This window comes from Maribacter sp. BPC-D8 (assembly GCF_035207705.1).
Taxonomy (GTDB): Bacteria; Bacteroidota; Bacteroidia; order Flavobacteriales; family Flavobacteriaceae; genus Maribacter.
The window spans coordinates 2,817,083-2,839,496 of sequence record NZ_CP128187.1 but is presented as its reverse complement, the minus strand read 5'-3'; the positions used below and the strand labels follow the sequence as shown (position 1 = coordinate 2,839,496).

Annotated in this window: 19 protein-coding genes; 8 read left to right on the top strand and 11 right to left on the bottom strand. The window is 34.9% G+C overall.

The window, feature by feature from the left end; genetic code table 11:
- Nucleotides 1-39: 39 nt before the first annotated feature.
- The 5 genes from QSV08_RS12705 (at nt 40) to QSV08_RS12685 (ending at nt 5,583) form a co-directional block, all read left to right on the top strand.
- The gene (locus QSV08_RS12705; protein ID WP_324023707.1) at nt 40-726 is read left to right on the top strand and encodes a DUF6089 family protein; all 687 of its coding nucleotides are present in this window, start codon (nt 40-42) and stop codon (nt 724-726) included.
- A gap of 8 nt (nt 727-734) precedes the next feature.
- The gene (locus QSV08_RS12700) at nt 735-1,475 is read left to right on the top strand and encodes an isoprenyl transferase (RefSeq protein WP_324023706.1); all 741 of its coding nucleotides are present in this window, start codon (nt 735-737) and stop codon (nt 1,473-1,475) included.
- A gap of 4 nt (nt 1,476-1,479) precedes the next feature.
- Entirely contained in the window at nt 1,480-4,083 is a 2,604-nt protein-coding gene (locus tag QSV08_RS12695; protein WP_324023705.1) for a BamA/OMP85 family outer membrane protein, read from the top strand.
- A 103-nt stretch (nt 4,084-4,186) separates the two neighbouring features.
- The gene (locus tag QSV08_RS12690; RefSeq protein ID WP_324023704.1) at nt 4,187-5,020 is read left to right on the top strand and encodes an OmpH family outer membrane protein; all 834 of its coding nucleotides are present in this window, start codon (nt 4,187-4,189) and stop codon (nt 5,018-5,020) included.
- Nucleotides 5,021-5,073: 53 nt separating this feature from the next.
- Nucleotides 5,074-5,583, top strand: coding sequence for an OmpH family outer membrane protein (locus QSV08_RS12685; RefSeq protein WP_073242480.1), 510 nt, complete (start codon nt 5,074-5,076; stop codon nt 5,581-5,583).
- 49 nt (nt 5,584-5,632) lie between these two features.
- On the opposite strand, the gene QSV08_RS12680 is transcribed toward QSV08_RS12685, so the two are convergent.
- From QSV08_RS12680 to gcvP, 4 genes are all read right to left on the bottom strand, one after another.
- Nucleotides 5,633-6,487: a glycosyltransferase gene (locus QSV08_RS12680; RefSeq protein WP_324023703.1), complete on the bottom strand. Its 855-nt coding sequence runs from the start codon at nt 6,485-6,487 to the stop codon at nt 5,633-5,635.
- Between the two features lie 15 nt (nt 6,488-6,502).
- Nucleotides 6,503-7,024 (bottom strand): methyltransferase, encoded by a 522-nt coding sequence (locus tag QSV08_RS12675; protein WP_324023702.1) that lies wholly within the window; start codon nt 7,022-7,024, stop codon nt 6,503-6,505.
- A 2-nt stretch (nt 7,025-7,026) separates the two neighbouring features.
- Entirely contained in the window at nt 7,027-8,085 is a 1,059-nt protein-coding gene (locus tag QSV08_RS12670; protein WP_324023701.1) for a 3-oxoacyl-ACP synthase III family protein, read from the bottom strand.
- A gap of 163 nt (nt 8,086-8,248) precedes the next feature.
- The gene (gene gcvP, locus QSV08_RS12665) at nt 8,249-11,101 is read right to left on the bottom strand and encodes an aminomethyl-transferring glycine dehydrogenase (protein ID WP_324023700.1); all 2,853 of its coding nucleotides are present in this window, start codon (nt 11,099-11,101) and stop codon (nt 8,249-8,251) included.
- A 129-nt stretch (nt 11,102-11,230) separates the two neighbouring features.
- Here gcvP and QSV08_RS12660 point away from each other — a divergent pair, with 129 nt between their 5' ends.
- Nucleotides 11,231-12,064, top strand: coding sequence for a hypothetical protein (locus QSV08_RS12660; RefSeq protein WP_324023699.1), 834 nt, complete (start codon nt 11,231-11,233; stop codon nt 12,062-12,064).
- On the opposite strand, the gene QSV08_RS12655 is transcribed toward QSV08_RS12660, so the two are convergent.
- Complete coding sequence (locus QSV08_RS12655) at nt 12,051-12,281, bottom strand: hypothetical protein (protein ID WP_324023698.1); 231 nt, start codon at nt 12,279-12,281, stop codon at nt 12,051-12,053. The two genes, QSV08_RS12660 and QSV08_RS12655, sit on opposite strands and share 14 nt — an antisense overlap.
- A 2-nt stretch (nt 12,282-12,283) precedes the next feature.
- Nucleotides 12,284-12,838 carry a sigma-70 family RNA polymerase sigma factor gene (locus tag QSV08_RS12650; RefSeq protein ID WP_073242491.1) on the bottom strand — a complete coding sequence of 185 codons (555 nt, stop codon included), beginning with the start codon at nt 12,836-12,838 and terminating at the stop codon, nt 12,284-12,286.
- A gap of 72 nt (nt 12,839-12,910) precedes the next feature.
- Here QSV08_RS12650 and QSV08_RS12645 point away from each other — a divergent pair, with 72 nt between their 5' ends.
- The gene (locus QSV08_RS12645; RefSeq protein ID WP_324023697.1) at nt 12,911-13,261 is read left to right on the top strand and encodes a rhodanese-like domain-containing protein; all 351 of its coding nucleotides are present in this window, start codon (nt 12,911-12,913) and stop codon (nt 13,259-13,261) included.
- Between the two features lie 26 nt (nt 13,262-13,287).
- On the opposite strand, the gene QSV08_RS12640 is transcribed toward QSV08_RS12645, so the two are convergent.
- The 5 genes from QSV08_RS12640 to QSV08_RS12620 all read right to left on the bottom strand — a co-directional run bounded on the left by QSV08_RS12640 (nt 13,288) and on the right by QSV08_RS12620 (nt 21,159).
- A complete protein-coding gene (locus tag QSV08_RS12640; RefSeq protein ID WP_324023696.1) occupies nt 13,288-13,686 on the bottom strand; it encodes a response regulator in 399 nt (132 codons plus the stop codon).
- A gap of 5 nt (nt 13,687-13,691) precedes the next feature.
- Nucleotides 13,692-16,715 carry a PAS domain-containing sensor histidine kinase gene (locus QSV08_RS12635; protein ID WP_324023695.1) on the bottom strand — a complete coding sequence of 1,008 codons (3,024 nt, stop codon included), beginning with the start codon at nt 16,713-16,715 and terminating at the stop codon, nt 13,692-13,694.
- A gap of 613 nt (nt 16,716-17,328) precedes the next feature.
- Entirely contained in the window at nt 17,329-19,350 is a 2,022-nt protein-coding gene (locus tag QSV08_RS12630) for a M3 family metallopeptidase (protein WP_324023694.1), read from the bottom strand.
- A gap of 160 nt (nt 19,351-19,510) precedes the next feature.
- Entirely contained in the window at nt 19,511-19,999 is a 489-nt protein-coding gene (purE, locus tag QSV08_RS12625; RefSeq protein ID WP_324023693.1) for a 5-(carboxyamino)imidazole ribonucleotide mutase, read from the bottom strand.
- Between the two features lie 5 nt (nt 20,000-20,004).
- The gene (locus QSV08_RS12620; RefSeq protein ID WP_324023692.1) at nt 20,005-21,159 is read right to left on the bottom strand and encodes a 5-(carboxyamino)imidazole ribonucleotide synthase; all 1,155 of its coding nucleotides are present in this window, start codon (nt 21,157-21,159) and stop codon (nt 20,005-20,007) included.
- 136 nt (nt 21,160-21,295) lie between these two features.
- Between QSV08_RS12620 and QSV08_RS12615 the strand changes: the two genes are divergently transcribed.
- Nucleotides 21,296-22,405, top strand: coding sequence for an adenylate kinase (locus tag QSV08_RS12615; RefSeq protein WP_073242506.1), 1,110 nt, complete (start codon nt 21,296-21,298; stop codon nt 22,403-22,405).
- The last annotated feature ends 9 nt before the right edge of the window (nt 22,406-22,414 follow it).

Genomic DNA, 22,414 nt, shown 5'->3' with positions numbered 1-22,414 from the left:
TTTAAATATAATATCTGCAATAATTGTAAAATCTATTTTATGCGTTACATAACGTTGTTAGTATTGCTTTTTTCACTGTCGGGTTTGCAGGCGCAGACGTATGAGGTGGGTATTTTTGCTGGTGGTGCCAATACAATTGGTGATGTTGGTAAAACAGATTATCTTTTGCCTTCTAATATTGCTTTTGGCGGATTATTTAAATGGAACATAAGCAAAAGGTATGCGTGGCGAGGTAGTCTAACCTATGGTAAGTTTACTGCAGACGATACAAAATCTAGTTCAAGTGCAAGGCAGCAAAGGGGTTATGTAGTTGATAATTCTATTTTAGAAGGTTCTGTTGGTTTAGAATTTAACTTTGTAGAATATAACTTGCACAAACTTGGTCCGGCTTTTACACCTTATTTATATACGGGTCTTACCTATTTTAGGTATGATTATCAGTATTTTAATGGCGGTGTTCTACAAGATATTAATCAAAGAGAAGGAAGTTTTGCAGTGCCAATGACTGTTGGTTTTAAATATCGTATCAATCAGTTTCTTATTTTTGGGGGCGAAATTGGAGCTAGGTATACTTTTACAGATAACTTAGATGGTAGTAACCCTGAAGGTTCTAACTTTGAGGAATTTCAATTTGGTAATATTTTTAGTGATGACTGGTATGTATTTTCTGGTTTAACCCTAACTTATACCTTTGGTAGAAAACCTTGTATGGATTGTTTTGAGTAATTTTTAAGATGAGTGATATAAACGATATTGATAAACTGAATGTTCCAAAGCACCTTGCTATTATCATGGATGGTAACGGTAGGTGGGCAAAAGAACGTGGAAAACTAAGAGTTTTTGGTCACGAACATGGTGTAAAAACGGTTAGAATTGTCGTTGAAGAATGCGTTCAACTAAAGATTGAATACCTTACATTATATACTTTTTCTACAGAAAATTGGAACAGACCAAAGATAGAAGTGCAGACACTTATGCGCTTATTGGTGTCTTCTTTGAAGAAAGAACTTAAAACTTTTAACAAAAACAACATTCGTTTAAATACTATTGGTAACATAGATGCGCTGCCTTCTAAGGCGTATAGAGAGTTGGTCGAAGTAATGGATCAAACAAAGCAAAACACAGGCATGACGCTTACTTTGGCTTTGAGCTATGGGGCTCGAGAAGAGCTTCAATCTATGGTGAAAGAGATAAGTACCAAAGTTAAAAATAATATAATTTCAATTGAAAACATTGACCAAGAAATTATAAATAGCCATCTTTACACGCATGATTTACCAGACGTAGATTTGCTTATCCGTACTAGTGGAGAACATCGGATCAGCAATTTCTTATTATGGCAAATAGCGTATGCAGAGTTATATTTTATTGACGTATATTGGCCTGATTTTAGAGAGCACCACTTGGTGGAGGCCATAAAAAATTACCAGAACAGAGAACGAAGATTTGGAAAAACAAGCGAACAACTCACTTAAAGATATGACCAGGTTCATATCCTTGAACCACTTTTTAACTACACTTTTATTTCTAACTACCTTTATTGCCGCCGCACAGGATGATACCTATGAGGATGGCAAAAGCTATATTTTAGGGGGTATAGACGTTACCGGGCTGCAAAGTTATAACGAGCAGACCGTAAAAACGTATACAGGTTTAAGAGTAGGTCAACCTATTACATTACCAGGAGAACAAATTAGTGAAGTCATTAAAAAACTGTGGGGTCTTGAGCTTTTCAGTGAAATAGACATCTTTATTACCAATATTGAAGAAAACACCGTTTTTCTTGAATTGAACATAATAGAGCGCCCTACGTTGACTAACGTAAAGTTTTATGGTGTTAAAAAAGGTAAGGTAGAAGGCTTAATTAAGGATACCGATCTTAAGAAAGGAAAGAAAATTACCGAAAGTTTAATTTCCAACTCCAAAAATTACATCACTAACAAGTATAAAAAACAAGGCTATTTAAATGCTGATGTTACAATAGCTACTTCTAAAGATACTATTGAAGGTAACACCCGTAATATGGTGGTTAACGTCAATAAAGGTGATAAAGTAAAAATTCGCGATATCATATTTGAAGGTAACGAACAGTTATCTGACAAAAAATTGCGTAAAGCTTTAAAGAGCACCAAGCAGAAAAAATTAGGTCGTTTCTGGAAAAAATCAAAGTACATTCAAGAAGATTACGAAGAAGATCTTAGTTTATTGGTTGATAAATTTGCTGAAAACGGATACCGCGATGCTCGTGTAATTTCTGATTCTATTATTAAGATTGATGAAAACAACATCGACTTAAAGATAAAAGTTGAGGAAGGTGATAAATACTACTTTGGTAATATTGATTTCGTTGGTAATACGGTTTATACGGATCGTCAATTGAATCGAGTTTTAGGTATTAAAAAAGGTGATACCTATAACGGTGTATTATTACGTGAAAGAATTGCAGATAATTCTAAGCCTGACCCAAGTGATGTTACAAGTTTGTATCAAAACAACGGTTACCTATTTTCTACTATTAACCCAGTAGAGATGTCGGCTGCTAATGATACTATCGATTTTGAGATTAGAATTATAGAGGGTAAAGAGACTTTCTTAAATCACGTTACCGTATCTGGTAATGATAAAACGAATGACCACGTTATTTATCGTGAACTACGTACAAGACCAGGTCAGAAGTATAATAAGGCAGATATTATTAGAACTATTCGTGAATTAGGGCAACTTGGTTTTTTCGATGCTGAACAAATTACACCAGATGTTTTAAACGCGAACCCGAATGAGGGTACGGTAGATTTAGCTTGGAATTTGGTTGAGTCTGGTTCTAGTCAAATAGAATTGCAAGGTGGTTATGGTGGCGGTGGTTTCATTGGTACATTAGGACTATCTTTTAGTAACTTCTCTATTCAGAACTTATTTAAAAAAGAAAAGTACAAGCCAGTACCTATGGGTGATGGTCAAACTTTTGCTTTACGTTTACAGGCGAGTCAGACCTATAGAGTATATAGCTTAAACTTTGCAGAACCATGGTTAGGTGGAAAAAAGCCAGTACGTTTTAATTTAAGCATGTCTAGAACACAACAGTTTGCAGCATCTTATGGGAACAATGGTGATATTGATATTAATAAAGATCAGCAGTTCTCAATTACAGGTGTAACTGCAGGTTTGGCTAAACGTGTGCAATGGCCAGATGATTTCTTTACCATATCTCACTCGCTTAGTTACCAGTTATATGATTTTAGAAACTATAACATCGGTCTATTTAACTTTGGTGATGGTAAGGCAAATTCATTGGCATATACCTTTGGTATTTCAAGAAGTTCTCAAGGGCCTAGCCGTATATTCCCGATGTCGGGATCTACGTTTGAGTTGTCAGCTAAATTTACACCGCCTTGGTCTTTATTCAGTAATAAAGATTTTAGAGAATTAAAGAACAGATCTGAAGAACTTGAACAGCAGAAAAATGCTGTTGGATTAAACGCAACTGATCAAGCTGAATTATCAGCTGTCGATCAAGATCGTTTTAGATTGCTTGAATATTATAAAGTAAAGTTTAAAGGAGATTGGTACACTACATTGGTAGATAAATTGGTGCTTCGTAGTAATGCTGAATTTGGCTTCTTAGGTAGTTATAACAGTGCTGTGGGTAATGTGCCTTTCGAAAGGTTTTATGTTGGTGGTGATGGTATGGGTAACTTTACATTAGATGGTAGAGATGTGGTACAACTTAGAGGGTACGATAACCAGACGATAACACCATATGCACCCGGAGCTACTACACCAGATGGTGCTTTGATATACAATAAATTCTCATTAGAATTACGTTATCCATTAACATTGAAGCCTTCTGCGTCTATTTATGGACTCGCATTTTTAGAGGGTGGTAATTCTTTCAACAATTTTCAAGACTTTAATCCGTTTGAATTAAAACGATCGGCCGGTGTGGGGCTGCGTATCTTTATGCCAGCATTTGGTTTGTTGGGTATTGATTTTGGTTATGGATTCGACGAGGATCTTTTACCACAATCTGCTGGGCAAGGTGCACATGGATGGGAAACTCACTTCATTATTGGTCAACAGTTTTAATTTTCATTGAATTATTATAATCGTGCTTAGTGCTAATCCTTTAGTTTTAAAAGATTTAGTAATTTTGGCACGATATTTTCTATAGGATTAAACGACATTAACAATGAGTACAAAAACAAAAGTTCTATTAATAGTTTCGGTCATCTTCATGACAATACAGGTTTTTGCCCAAAGAGGGGTGAGAATGGCCTATGTAGATATGGAGTACATTTTACAAAATGTAGATGAGTACAGAGAAGCAACCGAGCAGTTAGCAACTAAAGTACAACGTTGGAAAGTTGAAGTAGAGCAGAAGCAAAGTGTTGTGGAGCAGATGAAGAAAGATCTAATGGCTGAGAAAGTGCTATTGACTCCAGAGCTTATTGCAGAACGCGAAGAAGAAATTCAAATTTTGGAACGAGAAATGATCGAGTACCAACAAGATCGTTTCGGACCACAAGGAGATTTAGTATTGCAAAAGAGAAGGTTGATACAGCCAATACAGGATCAAGTGTTCAATGAAGTACAAAAAATTGGCACGAATAAAAAGTATGATTTTATTTTTGATAAATCTGCGGATGTTGTAATGTTGTATTCCGAAAAAAGACACGATATCAGTGATTTAGTCTTGAGAGGTATTGCTAGAACAAGAAAAATTAGCAAACCAACTAAAAAATCAAATGATCGTAGTAGATTAGATGATTTTGATGACGAAGAGGAAGAAGTTGTAAGTGAAGCATTGCAAGAGCGTTTAGATAAAGCGACTGAAGCAACTGAGACAAGAGAAAAAAGTGCGGCCGATGCAAAAGCCGAACAATTAAAATTGCGAGAAGAGCGTAAGAAAGCGTACGAAGAAAGAAGAAAGAAGTTGTTAGAAGAGCGCGAAGCTAAAAAGCAAGAGAAATTAAAAGAAAGAAATAGCGATACCGAAAAAGATGACAATAGCGGTACTATTTAAATAGGTTTAACAACCATAAAAATTAACACTCAATTAGAATTAAAATTACACTCATGAAACAAGTAAAAAAAATTGCGGTAGCCTTATTGTTGTTCGTAGCAACGACAAGTTTTGTAAATGCCCAAAGTAAGGTAGCTCATATAGACGTTACTCAATTATTATCTGCAATGCCAGAAATGAAATCTGCAGAAGCTGAGCTTAAGAAATTACAAGAAACTTACAATGCAGATATTGAAGGTTCAATGACAGAGTTACGTAATAAGTACACACAGTACCAAAACGAAGCAGCAGCGAAGTCTAAAGAAGAGAACGAGAAAAGAGCAATAGAATTACAAGGTTACGAAAAGAATATTGGTGAGGCTCAACAAAGAGCTCAACAAGAATTTCAAAAGAAACAAGCTGAGTTATTCGCTCCTATTTCAGAAAAAGCTAAGGCGGCAATTGAACAAGTTGCAGCAGCACAAGGTTTTGACTACGTTATCGATGCGCAAGCAGGTGGTGGTCTAATCGTAGCTAAAGGTAAAGACCTTTTAGCTGATGTTAAAAAACAATTAGGTTTCTAATAAGATCCTGATAGTATAAAAGAAAAGCCATCTATTTAGATGGCTTTTTTTATGCTTTTATTTTTCTTTTAATATTTGTCCAGCGTAGATTTTTGATGAATTTACCTTCTTCTGTGGTTACTAGGTAAGAGGTGTTATTTCGACTGGCTTGTATGTAACCAGACATATTGTTCCAGAATGATTTTACAGATTTATTTTTTATTGCCATTTTCAAAGAAGCAATACAGGTGATTACGAATCCATAACGCATGGTGTACATTGCCTTGCCTTGTAACCTTTTCGCTTTAGCGTTATATGCTTTTCCTGTAGGTCTTAGGTGTTTTACTTTAAGTGTTACATCAGTTTGTATATTGAAGTCATTAAACTTGGCTAAGAGCTCGTCTACCGTATCCCATCCCATTGCATTCTTCAATCCTTCTATTGCTTTAAAACAAGCTTTAGAATAGGCTTTAATGGCACCTCGAACATGGTCTTTATCCATTGGGTGATTCAATATCCATTCTCCAGCGTTATTTTGTTCATAAATGAATCCGCCGCAAATACCTAAATTCTTATTTTTTTTGAAGTGCTGACTAATTACCTTAAAGTAATTGGGCGGTAAAATGATATCGGCATCTAATTTTACAATAACATCATAATGGTCATCTAATACTTGTAATCCTTTGTTGAAAGCATTAATCACTTTGCTGCCGGGCATATGCTGTGTAGACGAAGTAGTGTTCAGTTTTTGAAACAGACTGTTTGCTGTACGGTATTCATCTATGATGTTCTCTGTGCGATCGGTAGAATTATCATTAACTAAAATAACTTTTTTAGGCGCTAGTGTCTGTAGTAAAATAGAGTCTAAAGTACTTTTTAAAAAAGCCTCTTCGTTGTGTATAGGAATAACTATGTAGTAATCCATTTTAAATATAGTCTCTTATTTTCTGGTAGCGTAAACAATATAATACCTCGGTGTAAATAAACGTAGAAAAGGTCTGAAGCCTATTTTTTTTACTGGATGAGCCCATTTCTTAGAATCTTGAATTTCCCATCCGGCTTTTTCTAATAACCAGTCAAATTGCCAATCTTCAAACTCATGGTAATGCCTGTCCCATTTATCGGTTTTGCTTCTATAGGCAGCAGAAAACCACAATTTTAAAGGTATGCTAGCAACTAACTTAGTAGCCTTGGTATTTGAAAGTAAATTCAGGGGCGCTAAAAGGTGTTCAAAAATTTCGAATGCAGTAATGACATCTGCATCGGTATTCGTTACTGTACTATAGTCGATATCTAAATCTTCACCTTGGGTATTCTTTACTGAATAACCATCTTCTACCATGATTTTGGTAAACGGATTTTCTACACCTAAATCTAATATAGATTCGTTGGCGTTTATATATTTACGTAAAAAATGAAGTGTGTGTTCGTAACGTTTGTTTGGAAAACTATTTTCGTACATGTTTAGATTCTGTATACCATTGCATTGACGTTCATTCCGGCGCCAACACTAGCAAAGATAACAACATCTCCCTTTTTAATTTCCTGATTTTCTAATTTACCGTCCTTTACTAGGTCAAATAAAGTCGGTATTGTAGCAACAGAGCTATTGCCTAGCTTTGAAATACTCATAGGCATAATACCTTCGGGCATTTCTTTGCCATATATTTTGTAGAAACGTTTTACTATCGCCTCATCCATTTTTTCATTTGCTTGGTGAATAAATATCTTTTTCACCTCATCAATCTTAATACCGCTGTTATCTAAGCATGACGCCATAGCAGATGGTACATTGGTTACTGCAAACTCATAAATTTTTCTACCTAGCATTTTTATGTAGTAAGCCTTTTTCTCGTCTTCTTTGTTATAAGATTCTCCAAAGAAGAGAAAGTTGGCTTCATCGTTTGCATAGGTTGCAGATTCGTGCGCTAATATTTCACCGCCGTCGGCAGAGCTTTCTAAAATTGCAGCACCTGCACCATCAGAATATATCATAGCATCGCGATCATTATCGTCTACAATTCTTGATAAAGTCTCAGCGCCAATAACCAAACATTTTTTAGCAATACCACTTTTGATGAATGCATTGGCTTGAATCATACCTTCGAGCCAGCCTGGGCAGCCAAAGATTAAATCGTAAGCAACACACTTCGGATTCTTAATCTGTAATTGGTGTTTTACTCTAGTGGCTAAACTAGGTAGTGTATCGCCTTGAATATAACCCTCTTTTAAGTCCCCAAAATTATGAGCAACAATAATATAGTCTAATGTTTCTTTGTCTATGTTGGCATTTTCAATTGCCTTTTCGGCAGCGAAAAATGCTAAGTTAGAAGTGGTGTATTCTTTGGGAGCATATCGCCTTTCTTCAATACCGGTTATGGCTTTAAATTTCTCAATAATAACCTCGTTATCATGATTGAAAGATGTGCCGTCTATATTTAAAAAATTATGGTTATTAAAATCTGTGTTAGAAATTTTTAAGTCAGGAATATAGCTTCCTGTTCCCGTAATTGATATGCTCATTGTAATTTTTTGAATTGTGCCCGACAATTTAAGCAAATTATAAAAATATTATATGCATGCATAGTAAATTTTACGATGCTCAATGCACATTTCTTAATATAGGACAGATTAAAAAAGCCTTTTCGAATTGTCGAAAAGGCTTGGTACTATGGCTTTAGAGCTGTTATTCAGTTTCCATATACGCCTCAATTGGTGCGCACGTGCAAATTAAATTACGGTCTCCATATGCATCGTCAACTCTACGTACCGAAGGCCAAAATTTATTTTCGGCAATGTATGGTAATGGGAAAGTTGCTTTTTGTCTTGAGTATGGAAATTGCCAATCATCTGTTGTGGCCATTTCTAATGTATGCGGAGCATTTTTAAGTACGTTATTTGGCTCATCAGCATTAGATTCATCTATTTCTGCTCGAATAGAAGTCATTGCTTCGCAGAACCTGTCTAACTCAGCTAAATTTTCACTTTCGGTAGGCTCGATCATCACCGTTCCTGCTACTGGAAAAGATACCGTCGGGGCGTGAAATCCGTAGTCCATCAATCGCTTTGCAATATCGGTTACTTCAATACCATTTTTCTTGAAAGGTCTACAGTCCAAAATCATTTCATGGGCTGCTCTCCCTTTTTCACCTGTATATAATACATCAAATTTACCTTCAAGCTTATGTTTGATATAATTGGCATTAAGAATGGCAATTTTTGTCGATTGGGTAAGGCCGTACTCACCTAACATTTTAATATATCCGTAAGAAATAAGGCAAACCAAAGAGCTACCCCACGGTGCTGCAGAAATTGCTGTAATAGCATCTTCGCCACCGGTTGTTATTACCGGGTTGCTTGGTAGAAAAGGAACCAATTGTGGAGCAACGCATATAGGACCAACACCTGGTCCGCCGCCACCATGTGGTATCGCAAAAGTTTTGTGTAGGTTTAAGTGACAAACATCTGCACCAATGGTCGCAGGGTTTGTTAAGCCAACTTGTGCATTCATGTTGGCACCGTCCATATAGACTTGACCACCGTGATCATGAATTAATTTTGTAATCTGCTTTATAGATGATTCAAATACACCATGTGTAGATGGATATGTTACCATCAACGCAGCTAAGTTGTCTGAATGTAATTTTGTTTTCTCTTCAAGGTCTGCAACATCAATATTTCCTTTATCATCTGTCTTAGTTACAACAACTTTCATACCTGCCATTACAGCAGAAGCCGGATTGGTACCGTGTGCAGAAGAAGGAATCAAGCATATGTTTCTATGAGATTCTCCTCTAGATTCATGATACGCTCTAATTACCATCAACCCTGCATACTCGCCTTGTGCACCAGAATTGGGTTGCAAAGAAGTGTCTGCAAAACCAGTAATAACCGAAAGATCTTTTGCTAGTTCTCTTAGAATAGTTTGGTATCCTTCTGCTTGATCAACTGGTACAAATGGATGAATATTTCCCCAATTAGAAGAGCTTAATGGTAACATTTCACTAGCCGCATTTAACTTCATGGTACAGCTACCCAAAGAAATCATGCTATGATTTAGAGCTAAATCTTTACGTTCCAACTTTTTAATGTAACGCATTAATTCGGTCTCTGAATGATATGAATTAAACACCTTGTTCTCCATGAAAGAACTGCTACGCTGAATATTACTTGGTATTGAAGTTGCGTTTAATAAACTGGTAACTTCTGTTGCAGATTTACCAAGAGCCTCTGCGAATATGGATATAATCTGATTAAGGTCATTTAAAGAAGTAGCTTCATTAACTGCGATTGAAATGGTGTCATTATCTACATAGTAGAAATTAACTTCATTTGCCTCTGCAATTGGGCGTACTTTTTTAGCATCTGCTTTGACGGTTATCGTATCGAAATAAGCAGCGTTAATTTGGTATAGTCCTAAATTTTCAAGAGCATCAACTAACGTGACTGCAGTGGCATGAATTTTTGAGGCTATGTATTTTAATCCTTTTGGACCGTGATATACTCCGTACATACCTGCCATTACAGCTAATAACACCTGTGCCGTACAAATGTTAGATGTGGCTTTGTCTCTTTTTATATGTTGTTCCCTAGTCTGCAAAGCCATTCTTAAAGCAGGCTTGCCATCGGTATCTTTTGTTACACCGATTATTCTACCAGGTATATTTCTTTTAAATTCTTCTTTAGTAGCAAAGAATGCTGCATGAGGACCACCATAACCCAACGGAATTCCGAAACGCTGTGTAGTACCAACAACTACGTCCACACCAAAATCTCCAGGAGGAGTCAAGAGTACTAAACTCATGATATCTGCAGCAACAGCTACTTTGATGTCATTTTCTTTTGCTTTAGCTACAAAACCGGCATAATCATATACTTGCCCGTATTTGCCAGGATATTGCAATAAAGCCCCATAAAAATCAGTACTGAAGTCAAATTCTTCATGGTTGCCGATCACCAATTCGATACCTAAAGGAGTCGAACGGGTTTTTAAAAGGGATAGTGTTTGTGGTAAAATCTCTTCTGAGACAAAGAACTTAACAATATTGTTCTTTTTTTGATCACGACTTCTTACATCAAAAAGCATGGTCATTGCTTCTGCAGCAGCTGTACTTTCATCTAAAAGCGAAGCATTTGCAAGTTTCATTCCTGTTAAATCTGAAACTATGGTCTGAAAGTTTAATAAAGCTTCTAATCTACCTTGGGCAATTTCAGCTTGATACGGAGTGTAAGCGGTGTACCAACCCGGATTTTCAAGAATATTTCTTTTAATTACTGACGGTATCAAACTTTCGTGATAGCCTAAACCGATATAAGTTCTAAAAACTTTATTTTTTTTAGATAACGCTTCTGTGTGTGCAAGAAACTTATGCTCACTCATTGGTGGATCTAATTTTAGGGGCTCTTTAAGGCGAATATGTTCTGGTATGGTCTCAAAAATAAGCTGTTCCAGATTTTCAACACCTACCGTGTTGAACATGGTATTTAAATCTTCATCCCTAATGCCGATATGGCGTAATGCAAACACGTCAGTCTTCATAGATACTATTGTTATATAATGTGTAAAATTACCACTTTTATGTGTTTTAATTAGTGCTGTAAGCTGTTGATATCTTGAAAGTTTTTAACCAAAACAAGAGGTTATAAACACTTTAACTACTTTTGTTTAATGAGCATAATCAAAAAGATTTTTGATTTTTATCTTGATGCCAGTATTCATGTCGCATTGGCGATATTTAGCTTGGTTCATGTAACTGCGCTGATCTTAAACATAAATGTACCCTTAGAACTCTATTTTTTTATTTTTTTCGGTTCTATTAGCTGTTATAATTTTGTAAAATTTGGAGTAGAGGCAGAGAAGTATATTCTTGTCGCCAATACCTATCAAAAAAATATTCAATTTTTCAGTTTTGGATGTTTGCTTGTTGCCGGTTATCAGTTGTTTTTTCTATCGGAAAGAGTATTTGTAGGTCTCTTTATTCTAGCTGCAATTACAGGACTTTATGCATTGCCTGTTTTGCCAAAGAGTAAAAATTTTAGAAGCTTTAGCGGATTAAAAATTTTAATCGTCGCAGCTGTTTGGGCGGGGGCTACAGTGATATTACCCGCTATTTCAGTTTTAGATGATATTTCTTGGAATGTAAAAGTCGAGGCGCTACAACGTTTTCTATTTGTGCTGATTTTATTGGTGCCTTTCGAAATCAGAGATTTAAAATATGATAGTGCAACCCTAAAAACTCTGCCACAAAGAGTAGGGGTAAAGGGTGCTAAAATGATTGGATATGGTTGGGCGATACTTTTTTATGCTGCCACTTTTTTGAAAACAGATTTAGATACTGCCCACATTATTGTGAAAACAATTCTATTCTTAGTATTAATTTTGATGATATTTAAAACAAAATTAGATCAAAAGAAATACTTTTCATCTTTTTGGGTAGAAGCAATTCCGTTATTTTGGTGGTTGCTTTTTATTATAAGTAAGAAGTATTTTATTTTGCTTTAGAAAAGGTTTCTTTCATTTTTTTCTTTTCTTCTTCAGACAGTACAGCAAGTCTAGCTTGATTGCAAAGAGAAGTTAACTTAGTGTTGTCTTTACTGTGTTTTGCACAGGTTTTACACATAAGTAAATGAAACTTTAATTTTATTTTATCCCAACCAGAAGCTTCTTCGTATTGGGCTTTATCGCAAATATTTGCTGCCTTTTCACATGAAATCATCATAACTAAAACCAATTTTGATTTAAACAACCCATTAAGCCAGTTCTGGCTCTATGTATCATTACCCAAAGGTTAGACGCATTAATTCCTAAAGCATTACAAATATCTTCAGTTTCCATTCCTTCAATAGTTTTCATGGTAAAAACTTGAGCTTGCTTTTTAGGTAATTTAGAAATGCAATTTTGAATGGCAAGTCCTAATTCTTCGTTTTCAAGAGCGTCATTTTCAAAATTACTATTAGGGTCGGCAATGCGTTCTTCTAGCCAATCTCCTTCAGCATCGGTCTGTGAGCTATAGCTCATGCGTACCTCTGCTTTTCCCTTTTTTGAATTAATTTTGCGATAGTGGTCAATGACCTTACGTTTGAGAATTGCAATTAACCATGTTCGCTCTGCTGCATCACCTTTAAAATTTTTAGCAGATTTTAGCCCAGCTATAAAAGTATCTTGTACAAGGTCTTTTGCGATTTCTGCATCGCTTACTCTAGTTACTGCGTAGTTAAATAGATAATCTGCATAGAGATCGACCCACTTATCAGGATTTAGGTTGTTTATTTCCATTTTTTATTCTGCACTTCAAAAGTAATTGAATTTTAGCTATTATGTTTACTTTTGATTCTAAACGCTATTATCATGAGAAATATACTATTCTTTCTGCTGCTTCTTGTTGCTCAGTTTGCTACAAGTCAAATAGAGTCAAAGCCGATTTCTGATTTTATTAGTTTTGATGAATCTGCAGAGGTATTGTTAGATGTAAGAACGCCAGCAGAGTTTGATGCAGGGTGTATAGACGGAGCCGTTAATATTAATTGGTTATCAGATGAATTTAATCAGCAAATAAAAGGCATGGATAAAAGCAAAAAAATCTTTGTTTACTGTAAAATGGGAGGTAGAAGTTTAAAATCTCAAGAACGGCTGGTAGAACTTGGTTTTAAGAATGTAGTGAACTTAGAAGGCGGGTATGACGCTTATTCTAGTAAATAGTATAAAGTAAATTTATTTTTAGGTGTTTATAATTCTGCTAAAATTTTTGTCAATTGATTGTCTCTTATCGGTTTAACGATGTAGTCTGATACTTCTTTTATTTTTTTTGTCTTTTCAAAATCTACCAAATCTACAGATGAAGAAAGAATATAAACGGTTATTTTTTTGGTAGCTTTTGCTATTAACTTAATATATTCATCCATAAACTTATACCCATCCATTACTGGCATATTAACATCTAAAAAAATAACATCTGGTAATATGATGTCATTATCAATATTTTTATTAAAAAAATTCATTGCTTCAGCACCATCGGTAAATGGCATGATGTTGCTAACAGATTTGTGAGCCTGTAATGTGTGAAGTATAGTATATTGAAAAACCTCGTCATCGTCTATTACGCAAACTTGAATATTGTGGTCCATCTTTTTTAATTTAAAATGATAAAAAATGTTGTGCCGACGCCAACTTTACTTTTTGCCGAAATCGAACCACCCATAGCTATTATTTGGGCTTTTGTCAAAAATAGCCCTATGCCTTTTGCATCTGGGTGTTTATGAAATACTTTATTAAGTCCGAATAATTTATGGCCGTTACTTTTCATATCTATACCGAGTCCATTATCTTCAAATTCTAATGTTATTCTTCCGTTTATTGTATTTGAGGTAATTGAAATTTCTGGTACTCTATCTTCGGATCTGTATTTCAATGAATTACTTACTAAATTAAGAAAAATACTTTCTAAATAGATAGGATTGTATTTTACATTTTTCGCTTTAGAAAAATCACATTTTATATTGGCCTTACTTTCTATTAATTCGGCAGCTAATATTTCTTTGGTTTTTAACAGTGTTTGTTCAAAACAAAGTTCTTGAGTAATCTCAACGGCTGAGTGTTTTATTGATATCGTTTCTATTAAGGCGTTAAGCGTTTCTGTCAAATGGTCTATTACGATTTCAAATTTTCCAAAAATTTCTATTTTTTTACCCTCATTTTTGGTGCTTTTATAAAGGCTCAATAATGCATTAAGATTGCTTACCGGTGATCTTAAGTTGTGTGATGTAATGTGATTAAATTCAGCAAGTTGTTTGTTTTTAGAAGTTAAGTTTATAGTTGATTTTTCTAAACTTCTATTGGTATCCAATATTTTTTGTTGTGCTTCTATTTGTTCTGTAATATCTTGACTAGAACCAATTAATTCAATAACATTACCTTCTTTATCAAGTATGATCTCGCCAATTAATTTAATGGTTTTAATTGAATTGTCATTTTTTACTATCCTGTGATGAAATTTATCGAACTTTTTTGTTTCAATAATTCTTTGGCTAACATCAATTACCTTTTCGCGATCGGCAGGGTATACTTTTTTTAAATAGGTTTTAAAATCTGGTTTTGCTCCTGGTTCAAAATCTAAAATCTTCAATAAATTTTCAGATTTCTCCATGACATCGTTTATGATATCCCATTTCCAATAACCTATGCTAGATAATTGCTCTGCAAAATTTAAAAGTTGATTTTTTTCTAATAAATCTTGTTCTCTTTGAATACGATTTGTGACATCTTGTGCGGTACCGATAAGTTCTTGAACATTTCCTTTGCTATCAATAATAACTTCTGCCAGTAGCTCTAAAGAGCGAACTTGTCCGTTATTTAAAATAATACGATATGCTAATATGGTATTGCTAACTTTAGTACTAACTATAGTTTCTATTTCTTTTGTTAAGTTGTCTATATCATCTGGATGTATTCTAGAGAGAAATAGATCCATATTTATTGTTCGGTCTGGCTCTATATCATATATTTTATAAAGATTGTCTGACCATGTAGATACGCCCGTATTCGGGTTCCATTGCCAAGACCCCATCATGGCCATTTCTTCAGCAAACGATAGTAATTGATTTTTCTCTTGAATTAGTTGTTCTGCCTCTATACGGTAAGTAATATCTTGAGAGGTTCCCTTTAATAAAATAATGTTTCCAGCTTTGTCTGTAATTACTTCCCCAATTACTTCTAAAGTTTTAATATCACCATTTTGAAGTTGTATTCGAAACCTTGTTTTTGTAAACTTTTTGTTGCTTAAAATTTCTTGTGTTAATTCTTTTAAGTGATCTAAATCATCTGAATGTATTTGGTTGTAAATGATCTGTAAATCTAGTTGCGTTCCTATTTCAATACCGTAAATTCTATAATGATTATCTGACCAATTTGCTTTGTTGGTATTCGGGTTCCACTGCCAAGAACCAATATTGGCAATTTTCTCTGCAAAATTAAACTCTTGGTTTTTTTGTAATAATGCTAGTTCCTTCTTTTTTACTTGAGTAATATCTTGGCAGGTGCCAGACATCTCTAGAACTTCCCCTTTATGGTCAAGAATTATTCTACCGACAGATTTTATGATTTTAATACTGGCGTCGTCGAGTTGAATTCTATAGGTAGATTCTAAAAACTCTCCAGTTTTCATCGCTGTTTTAAGGTTGGTGAGTACTATTTTTTTATCTTCTTTATGTACGTAATTGATGTAAGTTTCGAAAGTTAAAGGCTCCTGTTTATTGTGCCCATATATAGCATGTAAATTATCGGACCAAAAAACCTCGTTAATAGGTGTGTTCCAATGCCAATAACCAATCATAGCCATCTTTTCAGCAACATTTAATTGTTGATTTTTTTGAATAAGCTGTTGATCTCGCTCTGTGCTTTCTGTAATATCTTGGCAGGTGCCCATCACTGTTGTAACCTCGCCGTGCACATCGGTTATAACCTCGCCAATAGATTTCATGGTTTTGATGTTGCCATCTTTTAATACAATACGATAATTTGAATCAGGAAAATGCTTTGTATTTAAGGCTAGGTCAAATTTGGCAGCTATTTTTTCTTTATCATCTTTATGAACATGCTCTAAAAATATACCGAAGGTTATAGGTGTTTCTATATCGTGTTCGAAAATATGATACAAATTGTCTGACCAATGTAGTGTGTCTGTGTTTATATCATATTTCCACGAGCCGGTATTTGATAATTTCTCAGCGTATTCTAATTGCTTTTTTAATATATAAGTATCTGTGGTTTTCTCATTAGTGTTGGTGATATCGGTAATGAAACCATGTAGACTAGTGCATTTATTGTCATTATTAATTGCATGTGTAGTAATATGTAGAAAATGAGAATTGCCTTTAGGGGTTATAATTTCATATTCCAATTCAAAAGAAACCCCTTTTGATAAGGCTTGATTGTGTGCTTTTAGAAGGTTCTCTTTATGAATACCTTCTTTGCAGTTGCCGTAAATACTTTCTGTATCGGGTATATGTGTTTTTTGAACTTGATGAATTTCTTTCAGAACATCGTTCCAATGCACTTCATTAGTAGCTACTTCAAATTTAAATACACCTATATTATTAATGCTATTCGAGGTAGCATCAATTTGGTCTGTTTGAAGAAGAGTGTTCTCTTTACTCATTTTGTTCAAGAGTTTAATAATTAACAAGTGAAAACAAAACGGGGAAGGTTTTGAATGTAAAGTTGTTTTGTGGCTAATTAGCTACAATATAATTAATATTTATTTGATTTGCAGAAGGTTTAAAGGATAATTGATATCTAAAGCCAGTTGTTTCAATGTCTGAACATTTATTTTTCGTAATGCGTACAAGGATAATATGAAGGTGGAATTTAGGGTTCACTTAAGGGATGTTACTTTTATTTGTTCTCCATAGATGTTTAACCACATATTTCGCAGTGATTTCGGAGTTTATTTGAAAGGATTTTAATCTGGAAGTAACTTTTAAATGTAATACCTGGTCATTATAAAATGTACGAGTTGAAATTAACCTAGGAAAGAATGATGAGTAGGTAAAAATAGAGTATTAAATTATAAATGCTATTCGCCAATTTAGTTCTTAAAAAAAATAAATCTTAGGGTCGGTATCGTAATGGGTATACTATTTTAATGGACTATGTAGTTTTTTATGTCTTGTACTAAATTAACCTGATATCGAATTTGAATTGTATTCATAAGTCAATATCAGGTTGTTTTTAATTTTATTTAGAGATTGTTAGATGATTCTAAAATTTTACTAATTCAATAACCCAGCTCTCTCTAGCAATGCCTCAACTTTTGGTTCTGCTCCTCTAAACCTTTTATATAATGTCATTGGGTTTTCAGTACCGCCTTGCGAAAGAACGTTGTCTTTAAACTTAGTTGCAACTTCTTTATTGAAAATACCTTCTTCTTTAAAGAATGCAAAGGCGTCTGCATCCAAAACTTCTGCCCATTTATAGCTATAATATCCTGATGAATATCCGCCTTGAAAAATATGAGAGAATGCGGTGCTCATGCAAGTTTCCGGAGTTTCTGGGTAAAGGCTTGTGTCTTTGAAAGCCTCATCTTCATGTGCTTTTACATTGGTAATGCCTGTTGGGTCTATACCATGCCAAGACATATCTAATAATCCGAAGCTTAATTGACGTAAGGTTTGCATGCCTTCTTGGAAGGTGGCAGATTCTTTTATTTTTTCAACCAGTTCCATAGGTATGGTTTTTCCGGTTTCATAATGCTTTGCAAATAATTCTAATGCTTCTTTTTCATAACACCAGTTTTCTAAAACCTGACTTGGCAATTCTACAAAATCCCAAAAAACAGATGTTCCAGATAGGCTAGGGTAGGTGGTGTTTGCCAGCATACCGTGTAGCCCATGTCCGAATTCATGGAAAAGCGTTGTTACTTCATTAAACGTTAGTAATGAAGGCTTACTTTTTGTTGACGGAGTAAAGTTGCATACGTTTGATATATGCGGACGGACATTTTCTCCATTTCGCTTCCATTGCGATTTGTAAGATGTCATCCATGCGCCACCTCGTTTTCCTGCTCTAGGGTGAAAATCGGCATAAAATAATGAAATGAAGTTTTTATCGGCATCATAAACTTTATAAGTTTTTACCTCGTCATGATATTTTTCAATGTCGTTAACTTCTTCAAACTGTAAATCGAATAATTTTTCCGCTACTTTAAAAACACCGTTAATAACATTTTCTAATTTGAAATATGGTTTCAGCTTTTCGTCATCTAAGTTGAATAACTCTTGCTTCAGTTTTTCAGAATAAAAACTACTATCCCATTTTTCTAAGCGGTCAATTTTATCTAGTTTTTTAGCGAAATCTTCTAATTGCTTGAACTCACGTTCTGCAGCTGGCTTCGCTTTTGCTAGTAATTCATTTAAGAAAGAATGTACTTTCTCTGGAGTCTCTGCCATTCGTTCTTCAAGAACGAAATTTGCATGTGTTTTATACCCTAAAAGATTAGCTCTCTCAAAACGTAACTTGGCAATATCAAGAACGTTTTCTTGGTTGTCTAGTTTATCATTATGAAATGCTCTACTGCCAAATGCCATTGAAAGTTCTTTTCTTAACTCCCTATTTTTGGCGTACTTCATAAAAGGAATATAGCTTGGGTAATCTAAAGTAATCATCCAACCATCTTCTTTACCTTTTGAAATCGCCAACTGTGCAGCAGCTTCTTTTTCACCTTCTGGCAATCCGTCTAAATCAGCTTCATCCGTAAGGTGCAATTGGTATTTATTGGTTTCGGCCAGTACATTCTCGCCAAAGGTCAATTTCAACTTGGCAAGCTTGGCATCTATTGTTCGTAAACGTGTCTTTTTCTCTTCAGATAAATTGGCTCCGTTTCGGCTAAAACTCTTGTATTTTTTATCTAAAAGTGTGTTTTGTTCTACCGTAAGGTCTAAAGTATCCTTTTGGTCATAAACTGCTTTTACTCTTTTGAATAACGCTTCGTTTAATGTAATGTCATTTCCAAATTCTGATAATAACGGAGAAACTTCTTGAGCTATTTTTTGAATTTCCTCATTTGTTTCTGCGGAATTCAAGTTGAAAAATACGCTTGAAATTCTATCTAATTGCTGACCTGAAAACTCTAAAGCTTCTATCGTATTTTCAAAAGTAGGAGCCTCTGTATTATTTGTAATGGCATCTATTTCTGCTCGTGCATCTTCTATAGATTGTAAAAATGCGGGTTTAAAATGCTCATTTTTAATTTGTGAAAATGGAGCGGTATCAAAAGGGGATAATAATGGATTCATATTTCAAGTTCAAGATCAAGTGTCAAATTCAAGACCACTCAAATAAATTAAAATTAGTTTTACTCGATAATCGAGATTTAAATGCTCCGACGTTTCAGTCGAAATCTAAATAAAATTTTCAATTCAATGCTTTACGGCTTGTTCCGAGGTTGTTTACTAACTATTTACCGTTCACGGCCTTTGCGCCATCGATAACTTTTTGCTTCAGACCTTCTTTGTAAAGAATAATTTTGTCCAAAACACATTTGTCAAAACTGCCAATAATTTGTGCAGCTAAAATTCCTGCATTTTTTGCGCCATTAAGTGCAACAGTAGCAACTGGTACGCCGCCTGGCATTTGAAGAATGGATAGAATAGAATCCCAACCATCAATAGAATTACTACTTTTTACAGGAACGCCTATTACAGGTAACGGAGACATAGAAGCCACCATGCCTGGTAAATGAGCTGCACCGCCAGCACCGGCAATAATTACCGTATACCCATTAGTGTGTGCATTTTTACTGAAATCGAACAATTTTTCTGGTGTTCTGTGGGCAGATACAATATCTACATCGACCTCTATATCAAAACCCTTTAAAATATCTATGGCATCTTGCATTACGGGCATGTCACTTGTACTACCCATTACTACGGCTACTTTACTCATGTTTTTTATTTTGAAATCACTTGAATTGTTTCCTTTACTTTTTCGGCAATCGCTCTCGCTTTACCTAAGTCATCGTTAACAATGGTTACATGACCCATTTTACGAAATGGTCTTGTTTGTGCTTTTCCGTATATATGCGGCGTAACACCTTCCATTGCTAAAATTTCTTCTATATTTTTATATACAACATCACCGGTATGACCTTCTGCACCTACTAAATTTACCATAACACCTGCAACTTTACTATCTGTGTTACCTAGAGGTAAGCCGAGAATACTACGTATATGTTGTTCGAATTGATTGGTGTAACTAGCCTCTATACTATAATGTCCGCTATTATGTGGTCTTGGTGCTACTTCGTTCACCAATATTTTATCATCTACTGTCTGAAACATTTCTACAGCCAATAAACCGGTTAGTCCGATTTTTTCAGCAACCTTTAATGCCAGTGCGCGTGCTTTTTCAGCCACTTTTTCATCTATACGTGCAGGACAAATAACGTATTCTACTTGGTTGGCTTCTGGGTGAAATTCCATCTCCACAACTGGGTAGGTTTTAATCTCTCCTTCAGTATTACGAGATACGATAACTGCTAATTCGTTTTTAAACGGAATCATAGTTTCGGTAATGCATTCTCCCGCAGGTAATCCTTTTAAATCGTCTAAACAGCGAACAACTTTTACTCCTTGTCCGTCATAACCGAATTGGGCAACTTTCCAAACAAAGGGAAATTGTAAGCCTCCGTTTTCAATACTATCTTCAATTTCACTCAAATACGCAAAACGCTGAAAATCGGCAGTTGGTACGTCATTGTCAACGTAGAATAATTTCTGTTTTGCTTTATTTTGAATAATGCGCAACGCTTTTGGTTGCGGGTATACTTTTACGCCTTCATCTTCTAATTTCTCTAATGCATCAAGATTTACATTTTCAATTTCTATGGTCAACACATCTACATCTTTACCAAAATTGTAAACGGTGTCAAAATCCAATAGACCGCCTTGAATGAATTCATTACACGACATTCTACTTGGTGCTTCAGAAGAAGGGTCTAAAACTTTGGTGTAAATATCCCATTTTCGTGTTTCATACAACATCATTTTACCGAGTTGACCACCACCTAAAATGCCTAATTTAAAACCTGAAGAAAAATAATCCATATAATTGTTGCTTTGGGCAGTTGAGAAAACGCCTTAAGTACTACAAAAATACGGTTAAATCTTAGAAACCAATTCCTTTCTAATCAAAAACACAAGGCAATACCTTATCTTTGCAAACCTTGATAATTTATGAAAATTGATACAAATTCACGACAAGTTTTTTAAACCTTATCTCAGCGAATCTGAAATTTTGCAGGCTGTAAAAACGGTTGCAGATAAAATTGCCGAAGATTATAAAGATGAGACACCCATTTTTGTAGGTGTGTTGAATGGGTCTTTTATGTTCGTTTCAGATTTGATGAAAGCCTATGAACACCCTTGCGAAGTTTCTTTTGTAAGACTTAGTTCTTACCAAGGCTTAACATCTACAGGTATTGTAGAGACATTGTTAGATGTACCAGAAAATATCGAGGGGCGTAGTGTCATTATTTTAGAAGATATTATTGATACAGGGCGTACCTTGCAGAAATTGGTGCATTTATTTTCTAAAACCAAGGTTAAAGAATTTAAAATAGCCAGTCTTTTTTATAAGCCAGATGTATATAGGGGCGAATATGCCATCGACTATTTTGGCTTGGCAATACCCGACAATTTTATTGTTGGTTATGGTCTAGATTATAAGGAACAAGGACGAAATTTAAAAGAAGTATACCAATTAAACCAGAAACATATGATTAATCTTGTACTCTTTGGTAAGCCAGGAGCCGGCAAGGGCACACAAGCACAATTTCTAAAAGAAAAATATAATTTAAAGCATATTTCTACCGGAGATGTATTTAGATTCAATATCAAAAACGGAACGGAGCTGGGTACTTTAGCTAAGTCATATATTGATAAAGGAGAGCTAGTGCCAGATGAGGTAACGATTAAAATGTTACAAGAAGAAGTGGAGAAGAATGCTGATGCCGACGGATTCATTTTTGACGGTTTCCCTAGAACTGCTGCACAAGCCGAAGCTCTTGATAATTTCTTAGAATCTAAAGATATGGGCATCAATGCAACTATCGCTTTAGAGGCAAATGACGAGATTTTAATTGATCGTCTTTTAGAAAGAGGTAAAGTAAGTGGTAGAACAGATGATCAAGATGTAGCTAAAATTAGAAATCGTTTTGATGAGTACAATGCAAAAACTACTCCTGTAAAAGAATTTTACGAGGCTCAAGGTAAGTTTCATAGCGTAAATGGTATTGGCTCAATAGCTGATATTACCGAACGCCTAACGAAAGTAATCGAAGGCTTAAAATAATATCGATTT

Excerpts from the sequence above, each read along its gene's own strand:
- QSV08_RS12705 (WP_324023707.1), top strand. The coding sequence starts at position 40 with ATGCGTTACATAACGTTGTTAGTATTGCTTTTTTCACTGTCGGGTTTG.
- QSV08_RS12700 (WP_324023706.1), top strand. The coding sequence starts at position 735 with ATGAGTGATATAAACGATATTGATAAACTGAATGTTCCAAAGCACCTT.
- QSV08_RS12695 (WP_324023705.1), top strand. The coding sequence starts at position 1,480 with ATGACCAGGTTCATATCCTTGAACCACTTTTTAACTACACTTTTATTT.
- QSV08_RS12690 (WP_324023704.1), top strand. The coding sequence starts at position 4,187 with ATGAGTACAAAAACAAAAGTTCTATTAATAGTTTCGGTCATCTTCATG.
- QSV08_RS12685 (WP_073242480.1), top strand. The coding sequence starts at position 5,074 with ATGAAACAAGTAAAAAAAATTGCGGTAGCCTTATTGTTGTTCGTAGCA.
- QSV08_RS12680 (WP_324023703.1), bottom strand. The coding sequence starts at position 6,487 with ATGGATTACTACATAGTTATTCCTATACACAACGAAGAGGCTTTTTTA.
- QSV08_RS12675 (WP_324023702.1), bottom strand. The coding sequence starts at position 7,024 with ATGTACGAAAATAGTTTTCCAAACAAACGTTACGAACACACACTTCAT.
- QSV08_RS12670 (WP_324023701.1), bottom strand. The coding sequence starts at position 8,085 with ATGAGCATATCAATTACGGGAACAGGAAGCTATATTCCTGACTTAAAA.
- gcvP (WP_324023700.1), bottom strand. The coding sequence starts at position 11,101 with ATGAAGACTGACGTGTTTGCATTACGCCATATCGGCATTAGGGATGAA.
- QSV08_RS12660 (WP_324023699.1), top strand. The coding sequence starts at position 11,231 with ATGAGCATAATCAAAAAGATTTTTGATTTTTATCTTGATGCCAGTATT.
- QSV08_RS12655 (WP_324023698.1), bottom strand. The coding sequence starts at position 12,281 with ATGATGATTTCATGTGAAAAGGCAGCAAATATTTGCGATAAAGCCCAA.
- QSV08_RS12650 (WP_073242491.1), bottom strand. The coding sequence starts at position 12,838 with ATGGAAATAAACAACCTAAATCCTGATAAGTGGGTCGATCTCTATGCA.
- QSV08_RS12645 (WP_324023697.1), top strand. The coding sequence starts at position 12,911 with ATGAGAAATATACTATTCTTTCTGCTGCTTCTTGTTGCTCAGTTTGCT.
- QSV08_RS12640 (WP_324023696.1), bottom strand. The coding sequence starts at position 13,686 with ATGGACCACAATATTCAAGTTTGCGTAATAGACGATGACGAGGTTTTT.
- QSV08_RS12635 (WP_324023695.1), bottom strand. The coding sequence starts at position 16,715 with ATGAGTAAAGAGAACACTCTTCTTCAAACAGACCAAATTGATGCTACC.
- QSV08_RS12630 (WP_324023694.1), bottom strand. The coding sequence starts at position 19,350 with ATGAATCCATTATTATCCCCTTTTGATACCGCTCCATTTTCACAAATT.
- purE (WP_324023693.1), bottom strand. The coding sequence starts at position 19,999 with ATGAGTAAAGTAGCCGTAGTAATGGGTAGTACAAGTGACATGCCCGTA.
- QSV08_RS12620 (WP_324023692.1), bottom strand. The coding sequence starts at position 21,159 with ATGGATTATTTTTCTTCAGGTTTTAAATTAGGCATTTTAGGTGGTGGT.